At 61.8% G+C, this 15,926-nt stretch carries 13 protein-coding genes; 6 read left to right on the plus strand and 7 right to left on the minus strand.

Features of this window, described 5'->3' with window-relative positions; translation table 11 throughout:
- Positions 1-4: 4 nt before the first annotated feature.
- Positions 5-1,582 (minus strand): acyl-CoA carboxylase subunit beta, encoded by a 1,578-nt coding sequence (locus QQ658_RS07060; protein ID WP_286026941.1) that lies wholly within the window; start codon positions 1,580-1,582, stop codon positions 5-7.
- A gap of 493 nt (positions 1,583-2,075) precedes the next feature.
- On the opposite strand from QQ658_RS07060, the gene QQ658_RS07065 reads away from it, so the two are divergent.
- Entirely contained in the window at positions 2,076-3,365 is a 1,290-nt protein-coding gene (locus QQ658_RS07065) for an SLC13 family permease (protein WP_286026942.1), read from the plus strand.
- Between the two features lie 220 nt (positions 3,366-3,585).
- Here the strand turns inward: QQ658_RS07065 and QQ658_RS07070 are convergent, their stop codons facing one another.
- The 3 genes from QQ658_RS07070 to QQ658_RS07080 form a co-directional block, all read right to left on the minus strand.
- Positions 3,586-4,725 (minus strand): glycosyltransferase, encoded by a 1,140-nt coding sequence (locus QQ658_RS07070; RefSeq protein WP_286026943.1) that lies wholly within the window; start codon positions 4,723-4,725, stop codon positions 3,586-3,588.
- Between the two features lie 112 nt (positions 4,726-4,837).
- Entirely contained in the window at positions 4,838-6,040 is a 1,203-nt protein-coding gene (locus QQ658_RS07075; RefSeq protein WP_286026944.1) for an NAD-dependent epimerase/dehydratase family protein, read from the minus strand.
- A gap of 181 nt (positions 6,041-6,221) precedes the next feature.
- Complete coding sequence (locus QQ658_RS07080) at positions 6,222-7,418, minus strand: MFS transporter (protein WP_286026945.1); 1,197 nt, start codon at positions 7,416-7,418, stop codon at positions 6,222-6,224.
- 197 nt (positions 7,419-7,615) lie between these two features.
- On the opposite strand from QQ658_RS07080, the gene QQ658_RS07085 reads away from it, so the two are divergent.
- Together QQ658_RS07085 and QQ658_RS07090 are read left to right on the plus strand one after the other, a co-directional pair.
- Positions 7,616-8,359 (plus strand): ROK family protein, encoded by a 744-nt coding sequence (locus tag QQ658_RS07085; protein WP_286026946.1) that lies wholly within the window; start codon positions 7,616-7,618, stop codon positions 8,357-8,359.
- Between the two features lie 135 nt (positions 8,360-8,494).
- On the plus strand, positions 8,495-9,037 hold the full coding sequence (locus QQ658_RS07090) for a GIY-YIG nuclease family protein (RefSeq protein WP_286026947.1): 543 nt from the start codon (positions 8,495-8,497) through the stop codon (positions 9,035-9,037).
- 148 nt (positions 9,038-9,185) lie between these two features.
- On the opposite strand, the gene QQ658_RS07095 is transcribed toward QQ658_RS07090, so the two are convergent.
- Positions 9,186-10,148, minus strand: coding sequence for a PAC2 family protein (locus QQ658_RS07095; RefSeq protein ID WP_286026948.1), 963 nt, complete (start codon positions 10,146-10,148; stop codon positions 9,186-9,188).
- A 273-nt stretch (positions 10,149-10,421) separates the two neighbouring features.
- On the opposite strand from QQ658_RS07095, the gene QQ658_RS07100 reads away from it, so the two are divergent.
- Positions 10,422-11,768, plus strand: a complete 1,347-nt coding sequence (locus QQ658_RS07100) for an MFS transporter (protein WP_286026949.1) — start codon at positions 10,422-10,424, stop codon at positions 11,766-11,768.
- A gap of 188 nt (positions 11,769-11,956) precedes the next feature.
- On the opposite strand, the gene QQ658_RS07105 is transcribed toward QQ658_RS07100, so the two are convergent.
- Both QQ658_RS07105 and QQ658_RS07110 read right to left on the minus strand, forming a co-directional pair.
- Positions 11,957-12,634 carry a response regulator transcription factor gene (locus QQ658_RS07105; RefSeq protein ID WP_286026950.1) on the minus strand — a complete coding sequence of 226 codons (678 nt, stop codon included), beginning with the start codon at positions 12,632-12,634 and terminating at the stop codon, positions 11,957-11,959.
- The gene (locus QQ658_RS07110; RefSeq protein WP_286026951.1) at positions 12,631-13,344 is read right to left on the minus strand and encodes a sensor histidine kinase; all 714 of its coding nucleotides are present in this window, start codon (positions 13,342-13,344) and stop codon (positions 12,631-12,633) included. Before QQ658_RS07110 ends, QQ658_RS07105 begins: the two co-directional genes overlap by 4 nt.
- 217 nt (positions 13,345-13,561) lie before the next feature.
- On the opposite strand from QQ658_RS07110, the gene QQ658_RS07115 reads away from it, so the two are divergent.
- Both QQ658_RS07115 and QQ658_RS07120 read left to right on the plus strand, forming a co-directional pair.
- Complete coding sequence (locus QQ658_RS07115; protein ID WP_286026952.1) at positions 13,562-14,383, plus strand: ABC transporter ATP-binding protein; 822 nt, start codon at positions 13,562-13,564, stop codon at positions 14,381-14,383.
- A complete protein-coding gene (locus QQ658_RS07120) occupies positions 14,380-15,858 on the plus strand; it encodes an FtsX-like permease family protein (RefSeq protein ID WP_286026953.1) in 1,479 nt (492 codons plus the stop codon). Before QQ658_RS07115 ends, QQ658_RS07120 begins: the two co-directional genes overlap by 4 nt.
- Positions 15,859-15,926 lie beyond the last annotated feature (68 nt).

Consider the following 15,926-nt stretch of genomic DNA (forward strand, 5'->3'; position numbering starts at 1 on the left):
CGGATTACACCGGGAACAGGCCGTGCTTTTTGGCAACGGTCTGAGAGACTTTGGTTTGCAGTACCTCGAGCGCACGCGCCAACCGCGGCCGCGTTTCCTTGGGCTCGATCACCTCATCGATCTGGCCGAGGTCGGCGGCACGATAGGGATTGAAGAACCTCTCCCGGTACTCTGCGATGAACTCGGATTCGGCGGCAGCCGGATCTTCGGCCTGCTTGATCTCCTTGCCGTGCAGCAGGCCCGCGGCACCTTCCGGTCCCATCACTGCGATCTGCGCGGTCGGCCAGGCGAAGGCGACATCCGCCCCCATCTGTTTGGAGCTCAAAGCCACGTAGGAACCGCCGATCGCCTTGCGCGTCACCACCGAGATCTTCGGGACGGACGCCTGGCAGTAGGCGTAGATGATCTTCGCTCCGTGCCTGATCACACCGTTGTATTCCTGCTCGACGCCGGGCAGATAGCCGGGGCAGTCGACGAAGGTGATCACCGGCAGCGAATACACGTCGCAGATGCGGATGAAGCGGCTGATCTTGTCGGACGAATCGATGTCCAAAACCCCGGACATCACCATCGGCTGGTTCGCCACGATGCCCACGGGGCGACCATCGAGCCTGGCGAACGCGGTGATGGCATTCGGGGCGAATGCCTCGTGCTGTTCCAGGATCGAGTCGGTGTCGAAGATCTGGTCGAGCACCTCACGCATGTCGTAGGCCTTGCGCTCATCGGTCGACACGATCGTGTTGAGCGCCTCGTTCATGCGGTCGGGATCATCGTCGCTGATCAGAACCGGAGCATCCTCGGACGTATTGGACGGCAAGTAGCTGAGCAGCAACTTGGTCATCTGCAACGCTTCCATCTCGGACTTCGCCTCGAAGTGCGCGTTGCCGCTGCGTCCGGCGTGCACGGCGGCCCCGCCGAGTTCCTCGGCGCTGACCTGTTCGCCGGTCACCGACGCCACGACCCCGGGACCGGTGAGGAACATGTTCGAGGTCTGGTCGACCATGATCGTGAAATCGGTCAGTGCCGGCGAGTAGACCGCACCGCCGGCGCAGGGCCCCATGATCAGGCTGACCTGAGGAATAACGCCCGATGCCTGCACATTGCGTTGGAAGACCTCGCCATAGGCAGCAAGGCTGCGGACGCCTTCTTGGACTCGGGCGCCACCGGAATCATTCAATCCGACAATCGGAATACCGGACTCAAGCGCCAAGTCTTGAATTTTGTTTATCTTCTGGGCCTGCACCTGGCTGAAAGACCCACCCAAGACGGTGAAGTCTTGCGCGTAGACCGCTACTCGGCGGCCGTTGATCTTTCCGAATCCAGTGATTACGCCGTCACCCGGATAGCGTTTGTCGCCCATTCCGAATTCTGTCAGATTATGGGTGGCCAAGGCCCCAAGTTCTTGGAATGATCCCTCATCCAAAAGGATCGACAGGCGTTCTCGCGCCGTCATCTTTCCCTTGGCGTGCTGCGCTTCTACACGCTTTGGCCCGCCTCCTTGGATGGCCTTCTCCCGCATATCCCGCAGAGTTGCTAGATGCTCATCTGCTGGCGACTGTTCTGGCCTCACGGTGTCGGTCATTGTCACCTCACTGTCACATGTTGTTTGCACCGACATCCGATGCTGAAGCCCAAACTAGCATGATGCCACCGTGGGCTCATTGTGGGGTTGCCGATAATTTCCATCGCTAGTCAGAGCTGTATTGATCATGTATTTGATCACATAACGTTTCGGCCTTTCAGGGCCTTCCCGCGAGGCGCGTCGGCTCCCGCCGGGACTAAGCCCACCCCTATATGTCAGTTGATCATTAACCTGCTAAGGTCAAGACGACCCATCAGTCGGGCCGCTGATCACTGCCTGATTCACACGGAGGAGATTTGTCAGCAGCGCATTAGAGGGAACAGAGATGTTCTTCAACTTGCGAGATGTCCGCCGTCGGGGATCCCGTTTGCTTTCCACATCTCTTTTCGGCTGAGCCGTGGGCCTACGCCTGGCAGTCCAACTGCCAGCGGTAAGTGTTTCATCGACAACGTTCGTCGATGAAATGACGCCACGTAGAGTTAGGAGGTCATTAATGACCTTTCCAGCGATAATTTCGCTTATCGCGGTCGCGGTGATCGTCATCTTGTCGTGTTTCCGCGATTTGAACGTAGGTATTCTTGGTGTCGCTGCAGCGCTCGCGATCGGGGTGTTCGTCCTCAATCTGGAGCTCGGTGAGGTGCTCGAGAATTGGCCGATCAGCCTGTTCATGACACTGACCGGTGTGACCTTCATGTTCTCCTGCGCTCAAGTCAACGGGACCATGGAGAAGATCACCTCGTATGCCGTCCGGCTGGCCCGGACGAATACAGCCCTCATCCCGATCATCATCTTCGTGCTGATCGCCGCCATCACCACTGCCGGCCCCGGAAACATTCCGACGGTCGCATTGATGGCTCCGGTGGCAATGGCGATGGCCGGGCGAATCGGTCTGCCCGCCTTCGCGATGACGCTGTTGGTCGTCGGTGCCGCAGATGGCGCAGCATTCTCGCCGATCGCGCCGACCGGCATCATCGCCAACGGGCTGATCTCGAAGATGGCCCCGGAGCTGGGTATCACGATGACGAACGGGTTCGCCTGGACGCTGTACATTGCGTCATTCCTCGCGCAGACCCTCATCAACTTCGGTGGATTCTTTATCTTCGGTGGCTGGAAATGGATGCGTGAACAACGATCCGGCAAGATCAGCATCGACGATCTGGCGCCGAAGCCGGAGCCGATGACCTGGCGGCAGTGGGTGACGACCGGAGCGATCGTCGCGCTCATCGTGATGGTGTTGTTCTTCGGCTGGGATGTCGGCATGACCGCGTTCATTCTGGGTGCCATCTTCGTGATGTTCACCGTCGCCGACGATGCCGAGGCGATCAAGAAGATGCCCTGGGGTGTCATCGTGATGGTCGGCGGCATGTCGATGATCATCGCCATCATGGATCTGGCCGGTGGCCTGGATATTCTCACCAGGTCGATCGGCGTCATCTCGACGCCGGTCACGGCAAACGGCGTTCTCGCACTGTTCAGCGGATTCATCTCCGCGTATTCCAGCTCGTCGGGCGTCGTGCTGCCGATGTTCTTGCCGATGGTACCGGGCGTCATCAGCGAGATCGGCGGTGGCGATCCGCTGTCCTTGATCACCTCTATCTGCGTCGGTTCTCACATTGTCGACACATCTCCGTTGTCGTTGTTCGGCGCGATGTGCCTGGCGACCGCCGACCCGAGTGAGGACAAGGCAAAGCTCTTCCGTAACCTGCTGATCTGGGGCCTGTCGATGGCCGTCGTCGGCGCGCTGGTGTGCCTGCTCTTCTTCGGAGTTCTGGGGCTGCCGTGATCCAAGGTCTCTAAGCGGTCAAGGACGCGCCGTTCGCCGGCCTGCGCATCGGTCGGATGCGGTGAGCTCACGTTGACGGCGAAGGGGCTGGGACCCGGACTGTTGTGGTCGGGTCCCAGCCCCTTTCATAAGGCCCACGCTCCCGCGGGGAGCAGGGGACCTGGGACGGCAGCATCCCGATCGTCCGGGTATGCAGATAGCTGTCAGCGACAGGCGAGAGTCATCGTTCTGTTCGTCCGGCTGAGTGCCGGTCGATGGCCAGTTGGTAATAGCCGACCAGCGCTTCGGTGGCGCTACGCCAGGAGTATCTCTCGGCTTCGGTGCGGGCCGCGCGTCCCATCCGCTCGCGAAGCTGCGGGTTGTCGGCCAGCAACCGCACCTTGCTCGCGAATTCGTCCGAATCGTGTGGCGTGACCAAGAAACCCTGCACGCCGTCGTCGAAGAGATGGGGGATGCCGCCGGCATTTGCGCCGATCACCGGCACCCCGGAGGCCATCGCCTCCAACCCTGCGAACCCGAGAGTCTCGGTCGTCGACGGAAAACAGAAGACGTCGGCGCTGGCATAGGCCTCCGCCAGTTCGTGGCCCCGCAAATAGCCGGTGAACACCGTGTTCGTTCCCGAGAACGCATTCTGCAGATGATCTTTGGCCGGCCCCGAGCCCACGAATGCGAACCGGACGCCCGGCATCTGGTGCACAACCGGCAGCAGATCGTCCAGACTCTTCTCGTGAGAGAGCCTCCCCACGTAGATCGCCAGCGGCAGTTCCGGATGGCCGTCGGTGAGCCTGCGGCGCATCCGTTTCGAGCGGGCCTGCGGACGATAGGTCACGGTATCGACGGCTTTGGGCCACAACTCGACGTCATGGACGCCATGGTTGAGCGCCGCAGCCACCATCTGCGGGGAGGTGCACAAGTTGACCTCGGCTCGATTGTGCAGGGCGGTCGTCCACCGGGTGGCAGTGCTGCTCAGCCACGACAGATGCAGATCTTTCGTGTAACTGGCCAGCTGAGTGTGATAGGACGCGAGCAACGGAAGGTCACGGTGCTTCGCCGACAGCACACCGTAAGCGGCAAGCCACGCCGGGTTGACGGCGTGGACAACCTCCGGACGGAAAGCGATCATCTGCTCCGCGATCTTTGGGGTCGGCAGCCCGATCTTGACCTCTGGGTACCACGGGCGGAATCCCACCGAGCGAACCCGGACGACCTCACATCCTGCATAACTCGGCGGCGGGGATCCCGGTGCGAAGACGATCACCTGGTGGCCCATGGCCGTCAACTCGTCGAGAGTGCGGAGCACCCGGGTGACCACCCCGTCGATCTTCGGAAGGAAGACCTCGGTGAACATTGCGATGCGCATCGGTATTGGTTGCTCCTGGCGTTCTGATCTTGCGCTGAATCCGGTTCTATCACGGCCTGGTCACGTCGTTTTATCGGCGGCCGGCCCCTATCGGATCCTGGCCGGCGGCCGCTTACCGGTCTCCCGCCCGGGATGCGGGTACACCCGCCTGCTGGTTCTTCGTCCACAACGAAGTAGCAGGAATCCGGCTGAGATCGGCGCGCTCGGCGTAGCGTCCGGCTGTTTCGTTGATCTCCATCAGCAAGCCCTCGGCCAGGGTGATCGGGTCCAGCCCGAGCGCCAGGAAATTGTCGTTGTGCACGACAAGTTCGTTCTCGGCGGCTTCCTTGCGTGGGTCGGGCACCTGCTCGATGACCGCGCCGGTGAGTTCGGCGACCAGTTTGGCCAGATCACGCACCCGATGGGTCTCGGTCATCTGGTTGAAGATCTTCACCCGATCGCCTGCGGACGGGGGATTGTCCAGCGCGATCTCGATGCAGCGCACCATGTCTTGAAGGTGAATGAAGGCGCGGGTTTGACCGCCGGTACCGTGCACGGTCAGCGGGTATCCGACAGCGGCCTGCATCAAGAAGCGGTTCAACACCGTGCCGTAGTCACCGTCGTAATCGAATCTGTTGATCAGCCGCTCGTCCATCTTGGTCTGAACCGTATTGGTGCCCCAGATGATGCCCTGGTGCAGATCGGTGATGCGCAACTCGTCGTTCTTGGCGTAGTAGGCGAACATCGTCTGATCGATCACCTTGGTCATGTGATAGATCGAGCCCGGATTGGTGGGGTAGAGGATCTCGGTTTCGACCACGCCCTCGTCGGTGGGCACCTGAATGTCGAGGTATCCCTCGGGGATGGCCATGCCTGCCGTGCCGTAGCCGTAGACACCCATGGTGCCCAAATGCACCAGATGGATGTCCTGGCCCGATTCGACGATCGCGCACAGCACGTTGTGGGTGGCGTTGACGTTGTTGTCGATGGTGTAGCGCTTGTGCTTGCCGGACTTCATCGAATAAGGGGCAGCGCGTTGCTCGGCGTAGTGGATGATGGCGTCGGGGCGCTCCTCGCGCAGCAATTCGAGAAGACCCTGGTAGTCCTGTGCCACGTCGAGTTCGGTGACCTTGATATCGCGGCCGCTGACCTGCTGCCAAGCCTGGCGGCGCTCGGTCATCGTCCGAATCGGGGTGAGAGATTGGACGCCCAGTTCTTCATCGATCCGCCGCCTCGAGAAATTGTCGACGATGACGACGTCGTCTCCGCGTGCCGACAGGTGCAGGGACGCCGGCCATCCGCAGAATCCGTCGCCGCCCAGTACCAGAACCTTCATCTCATCACTTTCGCTCGACAGCTATACCTGGCGGAGGCCCACCGGTTCGCGTACTTCGATGATTCGCCGCCGCTCATGAACGCGTTCATTCACCGTCGCACTCTCGGCGCCCCGGCTGGATGGGCTCCCTTCCGGGATCCATCGGCACCTCAGGGCTCGGCCCACAGCCACACTATCGGGTTCAGACCCCGGCATTCACAGTTTCCGGACGCGGGCGCCGATATCGCAACGGCAGCAAACAGGCCACGATCCCGGCCACCGCAACGAGCGTGAATGCCGCACGGACACTGGCGAGTTCGGCGATTCCACCCATCAGTGGCGAGTTGAACGTGAGCCCGATCCGGATGGCGAAACCGACGAGAGTGATGCCTGTCCCGGACGCCACTCCGGATAGTCGGCCGGCCGCGCTGAAGGCCATCGGAATGATCGGAGCGCAGCCGATGCCCATCAGAACCAGGCCCAGATAGACCAGCGGAGCCACCGGCGTGATGATCATCAATAGACCTCCCGCAGCCACCAGGCCGCCGCCGATACTGGCCACGGTCTCCTGACCGAACCGGTCCGACAGCGGGTCGCTGAGCAGTCGTCCGATCACCTGGGCAATGAGCATGACCGTCACCGCCAGCCCGGCCAGGGAAAAGCCGACTTCGAAGCGTCCGACCAGATAGAGGGCCGCCCAGTTGTTGGTGGTGTCTTCGGGAATCACGCCTACCACACCCAGCAGCGCCAGCGGAATCACGGGCAGCAGCCGGCGCCAGTTCGTGGGGGAGCGATGCGATTGTTTCTCGCGGATCTGCGCGCGCTTCACGTCGTCCGGAATGACACCCATCCGGTAACAGATCAGGGCCAATGTGATGATCACCAGCGACATGGCGATTCCGTGTGCGTAAAGCGGTATGCCCAGTCCGGACGCCGCCGACCCCGCCAAGGTCGCCGTCATCGCCCCGAGACTCCAGGTGGCGTGCAGCGAGTTCATAATGGTGCGGCCCGCCCACAGCTGGACGGCAACTCCCTGGGTGTTCTGTGCCGCATCGATGTGCGCGTCCAACGCACCCATCACCAAGAACGCGAAGGCAAAGAGCACCGGGTTGAGCGCGCAGGCGGCGACACTCAGCATGACGGCGGCCGCGATCGTCGCAGTCAAAGCGACCTTGAGCGGGCCGAAGCGCGCAATGAACTTCGCGGGCATCGGCCCGACCACCAGCGCCCCGACTCCCATGGCGGCCACCACGATGCCATAGAAACCATCGCTCAGCTCGAACGACTGTTTGATCTCCGGAAGCCTCGGGGTCAACGTGAGCATCAAACCGTTCGTCATGAAGTTCAGCGACACGCCGATGCGGGCGCGACGCGGGGTCGGCTGTGATGGTTGGGGCACGCGGGAAGCCTACTCGGCAAGACGATTCGCCGACATCCCGACATCGGCCGGCTGCCCGGTCGGGCAGCCCATGAACCGCTCGGTTCTTCTTCTCTGGAGAGACCTTAGCGCTGTGTCGACGACTGGTGCCTGTGATGCTCACGGCTCCGCCAACCGACCTGGTCAAGTCCGGACGATCACCGGGTTACAGTTAGCCCGTGCAACTCACCACGTTGACCGTCGACTGCGGAGGGACTGGACTCAAGGCCTCAGTGCTTGACGCGGCCGGAACGATGAAGGCCCCCGTCATCCGCATTCCCACCCCCTACCCGCTGCCACCCGAGCGCCTGATCGACTGTTTCCGTGAGCTCGCAGCCCAACTGCCCAGAGCCGACCGGATCACGGTCGGGATGCCGGGCATGCTGCGGCACGGAGTCGTCATCAGCACCCCGCACTACATCACCGATCGGGGGCCTCGCAGCCGAGTGCTTCCTCAGTTGGTCGCGGCCTGGGAAGGGCTCGATTTTCAGGGCGCGGTCGCGGATGAGCTGCAGATCCCGGCGAAGGTGCTCAACGATGCCGAGGTGCATGGGGCGGGGGTGATCACCGGCAGCGGCATCGAGGTCGTCCTCACCTTGGGGACGGGGCTGGGTTCTGCGCATTTCGACGGCGGACGCCTGGCCCCGCATCTGGAGCTATCGCGCGGACCGATCCGGATGTCGACTTACGACGAGTACATCGGTGAGCCGGAGCGCCGCAGGCTCGGCAACGCGATGTGGTCCAGGAGGGTGCGCCGGGTGGTCGACAGTCTGCGTCCGGTTTTCGTCTGGGATCGCGTCTACCTGGGCGGCGGAAACTCCCGCTGTGTCACACCGAGCGCCCTCATCGCACTGGGCGACGATGTGGTGATCGTCCCGAACGCCGCAGGCATCGCCGGGGGAGTGCGCGCCTGGGATCTGTAATTCATCATTCATTGCCTGAATCGTCGCCAATAGCTCGTCTGTCGTCTCACCGCAGCTGCTATTTGCCGTATCAAAATTTCATGACGTGTTCTAGTAGGCCTCAGAGTGCACACGTGACAACTGACAGAAATCAAGATGACCGACTATTTTGAAATGTTTAAAGCTTTCTACGAAAGCCTGGATCCGGGTATCCAACACATCTTTCTTGGCATCCTTGGACTTTTCGTACTGCTCATCATTGTCCAGATCGTCGAAAAGTACGTCATCTGGCGACGGAAGCTGAAGATCAAGAGATATATGACCCAGCTTGCAGATACTTCCGTCTCGATGACGCCCGAGGCATTTCTTGCGCTTCGCCGAGCAAGTTTTGGTGGACGAGGGCGTCCACAGTATGCGTCCCGTTATAATTTTACTGGTGTCTACATTCTCTATAATGAGGATCGGGACATGTACTATGTCGGCCAAGCCAAAAAAGTTCTTGATCGCGTCGCCGGGCATTTCGAGGGAAGAGGGAATGGCCACATCTTTGCTGACTATGAGCACGGAGACCACTTCACTATTCGTGCCATCGCCCTGTCAAACAGTGGATTCACGAGCATAGACGCATTGGAACGCCACTTTATCGACTACTATGATTCATTCGAGCACGGCTATAACCGCAATCGCGGCAATCGGTAATGGTGCAAAGAAGCACGCAACAAATTTTGTCTATTGCTGGCCTGGTCACACTCGGCGCGGTATCGCTGTTGTCGCAACGCGATGATGGCGCCTCCGGTTAACTCCGAAGACGCCATCATCGATCAGCTTGAGCGATAGGAAGCCCGCGTCAGCCTTCCGGGGTATCGGACGATCCGCCGCCCGGCGAGCCACCACCGAACGGGCCGTCGTCCAGGCCGGCGAGGAACTTCTCGACCTCGGCGCCTATCTCGTCCGCAGTCGGGACGTTCTGCCTTGTGGTGAGCTCACGATGACTCATGTACTGCTCATACTGCTCCTCGAGCCGGGCCACCACCTGCTGCGCCTCGATGGACGCAGCAACCTGCTGCTCGATCGTCTCGCCGACAGCATGCGCGGCCTGAGCAAGACTGCCGTCAGCCGGCAACGCCAATCCGCTGACCGAGCTCGCCTGCTCCAGCAGGGCGACCGCGGCCTCCGGGTATCCGGATTCTGCCACGTAGTAGGGCACATGGGCCGTGAGGCCGATGACCTCTTTGCCGTGTTCACCCAATCGCAGCGTCAGCAAGCCGACGAACGGTGAACTCATCTGGAAGACGCCGGGCAAGCCTGCACGGTCGCCCAACAGGCTTGGGTCTGATGCGAAACCCGTGACGTAGACGGGCCTGGTGTGCGGTGTCGGGGCGGGCACGGACTGCAAGACAAGCACCTGACCGATGTCGAGTCCGGACATCACGTTCTCGATGGACGAGATCATCCGTTCCCACTGCAGCGAAGGCTCCGGGCCGGACAGCCAGTAGAAGCCGGTGCCGGCGTCATCGGTCACCTTGCGCAACGAGATCTCCGGCTTGCGATAGTCGGTGAAATGGTCACGATCGAAGACGATCTGCGGACGCCGTCCGGCGTAGTCATAAACCTGATCGATGTCGAAAGTACCTACCTTATGGTTGCCCAGCCGATCCGATATCTGCTGGGCGATCAACTCCTGAGTCTCACCCGCATCGGCGTATCCACCCAGCGTTATGACCAGCGTGGGATGCTCACCTTCGGTCTGCGTGCACTCTTCCGGGTCCAGGTGCGCTTCCAGGTTAAACAGTTCAGCAGGGTCGAGCATGTCACCACCTCCGTTACGTGTTCGACCGGTCAGGATATCAAACAAGAATTACATCTCTCGTATTCCCGGCAAGCAACCTCACGGCATGCCCAGGACCGGGCCCAAGCTCTTCTCGACAAGACACCTGGCGTAGGGTGTGATCTGTGATCACCCAGCACATTGGCTGGGTGGGGTTGCAGACACAACTGTGATGTCACCGCGCGAGTGATGTCTTTCGCAGCTGCCGAAAAGAGCACCGGCGCCCTTCCCGCGGGCCGCTCAAGGAGGAGTGTTATGGCTACGACTGACGTGCAAGATCCCATATCCATGGACGACGTACCCCTGAGTCGTTTCCATATGAAGCTGTTCTTCTGCAGCGCCGGATGCCCGCTCGTCGACGGCTATGCGCTCGGAATCATCGCCGTCGCCCTAGCGCAGATGCAAAAGTTCGTGGAACTGTCAGCGCTGATGTCTGCGCTCATCGGGATGGCCACCCTGTGCGGCATGTTCATCGGCAGTCTCATCGGCGGCCAGCTCACCGATCTGATCGGGCGGCGAAAGATGTTCATCATCGACTTCGCCGTCATCACGACCGTTTGCATTGTCGGATTCTTCTTCACCGACCCGCTCATCGTCTTCATCTTCCGGATCCTTCTCGGAGTGGCGATGGGCGCCGATTACCCGGTGGCCGGTCCCTACCTCACCGAGTTCATACCGAGATCCAAGCGCGGGTCGCTGGTCGGCACCCTCAACGCATTCTGGTACATCGGGTATGCGGCCGCCTTCGTCATCGGATACTTCATGCTCGGTATCGGTGAAACCGCCTGGCGTTGGATGCTGCTGACCCCCGGCATCTTGTCAGGCGTCTGGCTGATCGAACGATGCCAGGCACCTGAATCGCCCCGTTGGCTGATGAGCAAGGGACGCGACGCCGACGCACAGAAGATCCTCACGAAGATCGGACCGAACGTGGTCTTGCCCGAACATGATGATCACGACGGCGATGACAAGCCGCGCGTCCGCCTCGCCGATATCTTCAGGAACGGCTCGGGCAAGTGGGTCTTCTTCGTGGCCGCCTTCTGGTCGTTGCAGGTATTGCCGACGTTTGGTATCGGCACCTACGTGCCGATCATCATGGAGAGCATGGGATTCGCCGAGGGAAACATGCAGTACCTCGGCTCGGCCCTGATGAACGTCTTCTACCTGCTCGGCCTGGTTCCGGTCTTCTTCTTGATGGACACCCTCGGACGCAGGCTCACCATGATCTGGGCCTTCGCCATCTCGGGTGCGGCATTGTTCGTGCTCGCCGCCACCTCACATCTCAATATGCCGTTCTGGTTCATCCTGGTTGTCTTCATCATCTACGGCGCGTTCAACGTCTCGATGGGCGCCCATCAGTGGATCTACCCCAACGAATTGTTCCCCACGCACATCCGTGGAACGGCGAGCGGGTTCTGCACGGCGGTCAGCCGCATCGTCTCGGCGGTGGGCACTTTCTTGTTCCCGTTCGTCATGGATCGGTTCGGCATTGCGGCCACGCTGGGGATTTGCGGTGGACTGTTCATGATCGGGCTCGTTCTGTCGATCATCATGGCTCCGGAGACCCGCAACATGAACCTGGCCGACAGCACCCATCTCTAGTCGGCACCAACCCACAGGCATGCCACCCACCGTGGCGTATGTCCGCCCCGGCTGCCGCAGCCGTCTCCTTGACGTCGTCCGGGCCAGTTGCCCGAGCAACACCCGTTGAGAGCCGATAACACTGCGGATACCACCCGCCCAACTGATCAAGCAGTGAGAGGCAGCGGAGGTCCGGTGAGTTCGGCAGGCTAGGCAGGTTTTCCGTCGGCGAGAAAGGCCAGAATGGCTCGCACCCGGCGGTTTTCCTCGTCCGGCCTCAGTCTGAGTTTCACGAAGATGTTGGCGACGTGTTTGGCAACCGCAGCATTCGACAGCACCAACTCCTGAGCGATCTGCGAGTTCGATAAACCACGTGCCATCAGCTCGAGCACTTCCAGTTCGCGTGGGCTGAGGTCGCCGAGTCCCGATCTGCTGGATCGCATCATGGCGCTCGCCACCTGAGGGTCGATGACCATGCCGCCGGCGGCCACCACACGCAAGGATTGAATGAAGTCGGCAACGTGAGAGACTCTGTCTTTCAGCAGATAGCCCGACCCACCCGAACCTGAAGTCGACGGCAGCGCGAAAAGCTGCTGCGCGTAGACCGGGGCCACATATTGGCTGAGCACCAGAACGGCCAATTCGGGATACCGCGTCTTGAGGTCGAGCGCTGCCTGCAGGCCATCATTGGTCATGGTCGGAGGCATCCTGACATCGGTGATGAGCACGTCCGGCAGCTCGCCCTGGTCGGCCAGCCGGGTCATGGTCGACCGCAGCGTGTCGGCCCGGGGTTCCCGCGCGACGACTGTGAAACCCTGCCGCTCCAATAGACCGATCAGACCCTCGCGCAACAAAGCCGAGTCGTCCGCTATCGCCAATGTCGTCATAGTCTCACTCCCGGTTCTCCTCGGTTCAGCAGCAAGGGTATGGACGCACGCAGCTGGGTGGGGCCGCTTTCCGGGCTGGAGATCGTCAACTCACCGCCGACCGCGGCCAGTCTCTCCCGCATTCCCGCGAGTCCATGCCCACTGACGAAGTGTGCACCGCCGGGTCCGGAGTCAACCACCGACACCCGGAGGCAGTCGTCGGCGGTGAGCAGCACGCTGATGTCGGCACCCGGCGCGTACTTTGCTCCATTGGCGATGGCCTCGCTGGCGAAGAAGTAGGCCGTTGCCAGCACGCCTTCCGGGATGCGGGGCAGGGGATTGGGGCAGACGATCCGGACCGGGTTGGCCGAGGCCCGGGCGACGTCTTCCAACGCTGCCGCCAGCCCCTGCTCGCTGAGGATCTGTGGATGGATGCCGCGGACGGTTGCTCGCAGTGCGTCCAGCCCCCTGTGAAGGGCATTTTGTGCCTCGTCGAGGCGCTTGGCCAGTTCAGCATCGCCTTGCACGCTGGGGGACAGCTGTGCCTCGCCTATCATCATCGCGGCCGCCACCAGGTACTGCTGGGTACCGTCATGCAGATCACGTTCGATGCGGTGCCGTTCGTTCTCGTAGGCATCGACGATGGCACGCCTGGACTGGGTCAGCGCGGCAATAGTGTCGGCAGCCTGTTGTTCATGCGAAACCTGGTTCTTGTGGCGGCGCAATCTCACAGCCTCAAGCTATCTCACGCTTCATTGCTCTCGGGGCTTCGTCGGGGTGTTCCGCTGTGCGTTCAACCCCTTCCTTGCCCTCGGCAATCCGAGCAAGCTCGCTTGCGCTCGGGGCTTCGTCGGGGTATTCCATCCTCGGTGCCCGTCGTGTCAGCACTACCCTAAGAGGGGTGCTCACACTGTTCGTTTCGCCCGATCCACCGGCTGGAATAGCACCATGATTCAAGCGCAGTCGTATTCGCAGACCCAGATTCAGGCTCATCCACAGTCCGCGCCGTTGCTGGCCACCCATGACATCACGAAGAGCTTCGGGACGGTACGCGCACTCGCCGGCGTGTCCATCGGCATCGGGGCGGGCGACTCGGTGGCGATCATGGGGCCCTCTGGATCGGGCAAATCCACGCTGCTGCACTGCCTGTCGGGAGTGCTGGTGCCCGAGCAGGGCACGGTCGACTTCGACGGCCATCCGCTCTCGCGTCTTTCCGACAAGAAGCGCTCACATCTACGGCTGTCGCAATTCGGCTTCGTCTTCCAGGACGGCCAACTGCTGCCCGAGCTCCCGGCGCGCGAGAACGTCGCGCTGCCGCTGATGCTCACCGGAACAAGCCGTGGCCAGGCCTTGAAGGCAGCCGACGACATGATAGGACGCATCGGTCTGGCCGACTTGCGCGACCGGCGTCCCGGAGACATGTCCGGTGGCCAAGCCCAGCGGATTGCCATCGCCCGCGCGATGGTCGGGCGTCCACGAGTGGTGTTCGCGGACGAGCCGAGTGGTGCGCTCGACCAGGCGTCCGGCCACGAGGTCATGCAATTGCTCACCACCACCTGCCAGATCTCCGGCACCAGCCTGGTCGTGGTGACCCACGACATCAATGTGGCGCGCTGGTGCTCACGCCTGATCGAGATCCGCGACGGGCTGGTTCATGCAGACCGCAGGATGCAGATGCCCGAGTCGCAGGGCAGCGGAACCAACGGGTTCAAGCCGACGGGCGCGACCGATGCCGCCGGGGCTGCTGTGGCGGAGGGGAGTAACCGATGAGCGCCGTGGCAACCTATGCCCAATCTCCGGCATCATCATCCCCAAGCGCCCCCACGGCGAAGGTAAGCGGACTGCTCGGGTTCACGATCCGGCTGACCAAGGCCAGATTCGCCGCCCGTGAAGGGGAGTCGCTGCTCTACCTCGCGTCCATCGTGGCGTTCGTCATCTCGTCCGGGCTGGCGCTTACCGTGGCAGGCGGCACCTGGATGTTCTATAACCGCTGGCGGCACCCGTATGGCATCCTGCTCGATGTGCTGGCCGAGGACAGTTCCTTCGACAGTCTGATTCAGAGCTACTTCATCTTGGCGATCATCGCCTGTGCACTGCTGATACCGGCCGTCTACTCGCTCACCTCGGGAGCCGCGGTGCTTGGTGCCCGCGGACGCGAGCGCAGGCTTTCGGCGCTTCGGCTGCTTGGCCTGTCATCGGCCGATGTCACCCGGATGTCGCTTCTCGACACCCTCGTCCAGGCCACCTTGGGCACCGCGCTCGGTCTGGTGGCATACCTGGTGACGCTGCCGCTGTGGCACAACCTGACCATGACCGCGTTGCCGATCGAGGCGACCGAGATGTTGCTGCCGTGGTATCTCATCGTCGCGATCTGTATTGCGGTAATCGTCTTGGGCATCGCCTCGGCTGCTTACGGACTTCGGCAGGTGCGCATCTCGCCGCTCGGGGTGGCCCGGCGCACCTCGCGTCCGGGACTCAAGACCTGGCGCGTGGTGATCTTCGGAGTCGTTCTGGTGATCGGCTCGGTCGCGATGTCGATGCTTCAGCTGAGCGCACCCGTGATGTTCTTCCTGCTGGCCGGAATCATGCTGCTCATGATCGGTGGGCTCAACGTGGCAGGACCGTGGTTCTTGCAGCAGTTCAGCAGGCTGATCGCGCAGATCCCGGCGCCCTCGGTGATCTGGGCCGCCCGCAGGATTCAGTCCAATCCGAAGATCACGTGGGGCAGGGTCGTCGGCATCGCATTGCTGTCGCTGATCGGCGGATACATGGCTCTCATGCCGATCGAGATCGGGAGTGGCTCCGACGACGGCGCTGCGACCCAGTCCTTCATCGAAGCCGCCCAATGGGACTTCACCAAGGGCGTCATCATCACACTGGCGGTCGGCTTCGCGCTGACTGCTGCGTCCATCTTCATCAACCAGGCCTCCGCCGTATTCGAGCGTGCCGAACAGACCGTTGCCATGCACAAGATGGGGGCACCCGTCGCCTTCAACACCAAGGTGATGTGGCTGGAGACGCTCGGGCCGCTGGTCTTCGCAGTGATCATCGGCGCCGGCATGGGTGCCTTTATGGGATACCCCATGTACCAGTTGGCCGGCGACATGGGCGTGGCGTCCGACGGCGGGCCGATCGTGATGGCTGTCGTGCTGGTCGCGGGTATCGCGCTGGCAGTGTTGGCGCTGTCACTGTGCGGCCCGTTGCAGCGCCGAGTGCTGGAGACCCAGCATCGGGCCAACGACTGATCTGAAAGCCACAGCATGGGACGCAGATGCGCCCGAAATCCGCAAAAGCGCCCGAGATACTTGGCGCG

The sequence above is a fragment of the Propionimicrobium sp. PCR01-08-3 genome (genome assembly GCF_030286045.1).
In the GTDB taxonomy this organism is placed as follows: Bacteria; Actinomycetota; Actinomycetes; order Propionibacteriales; family Propionibacteriaceae; genus Brooklawnia.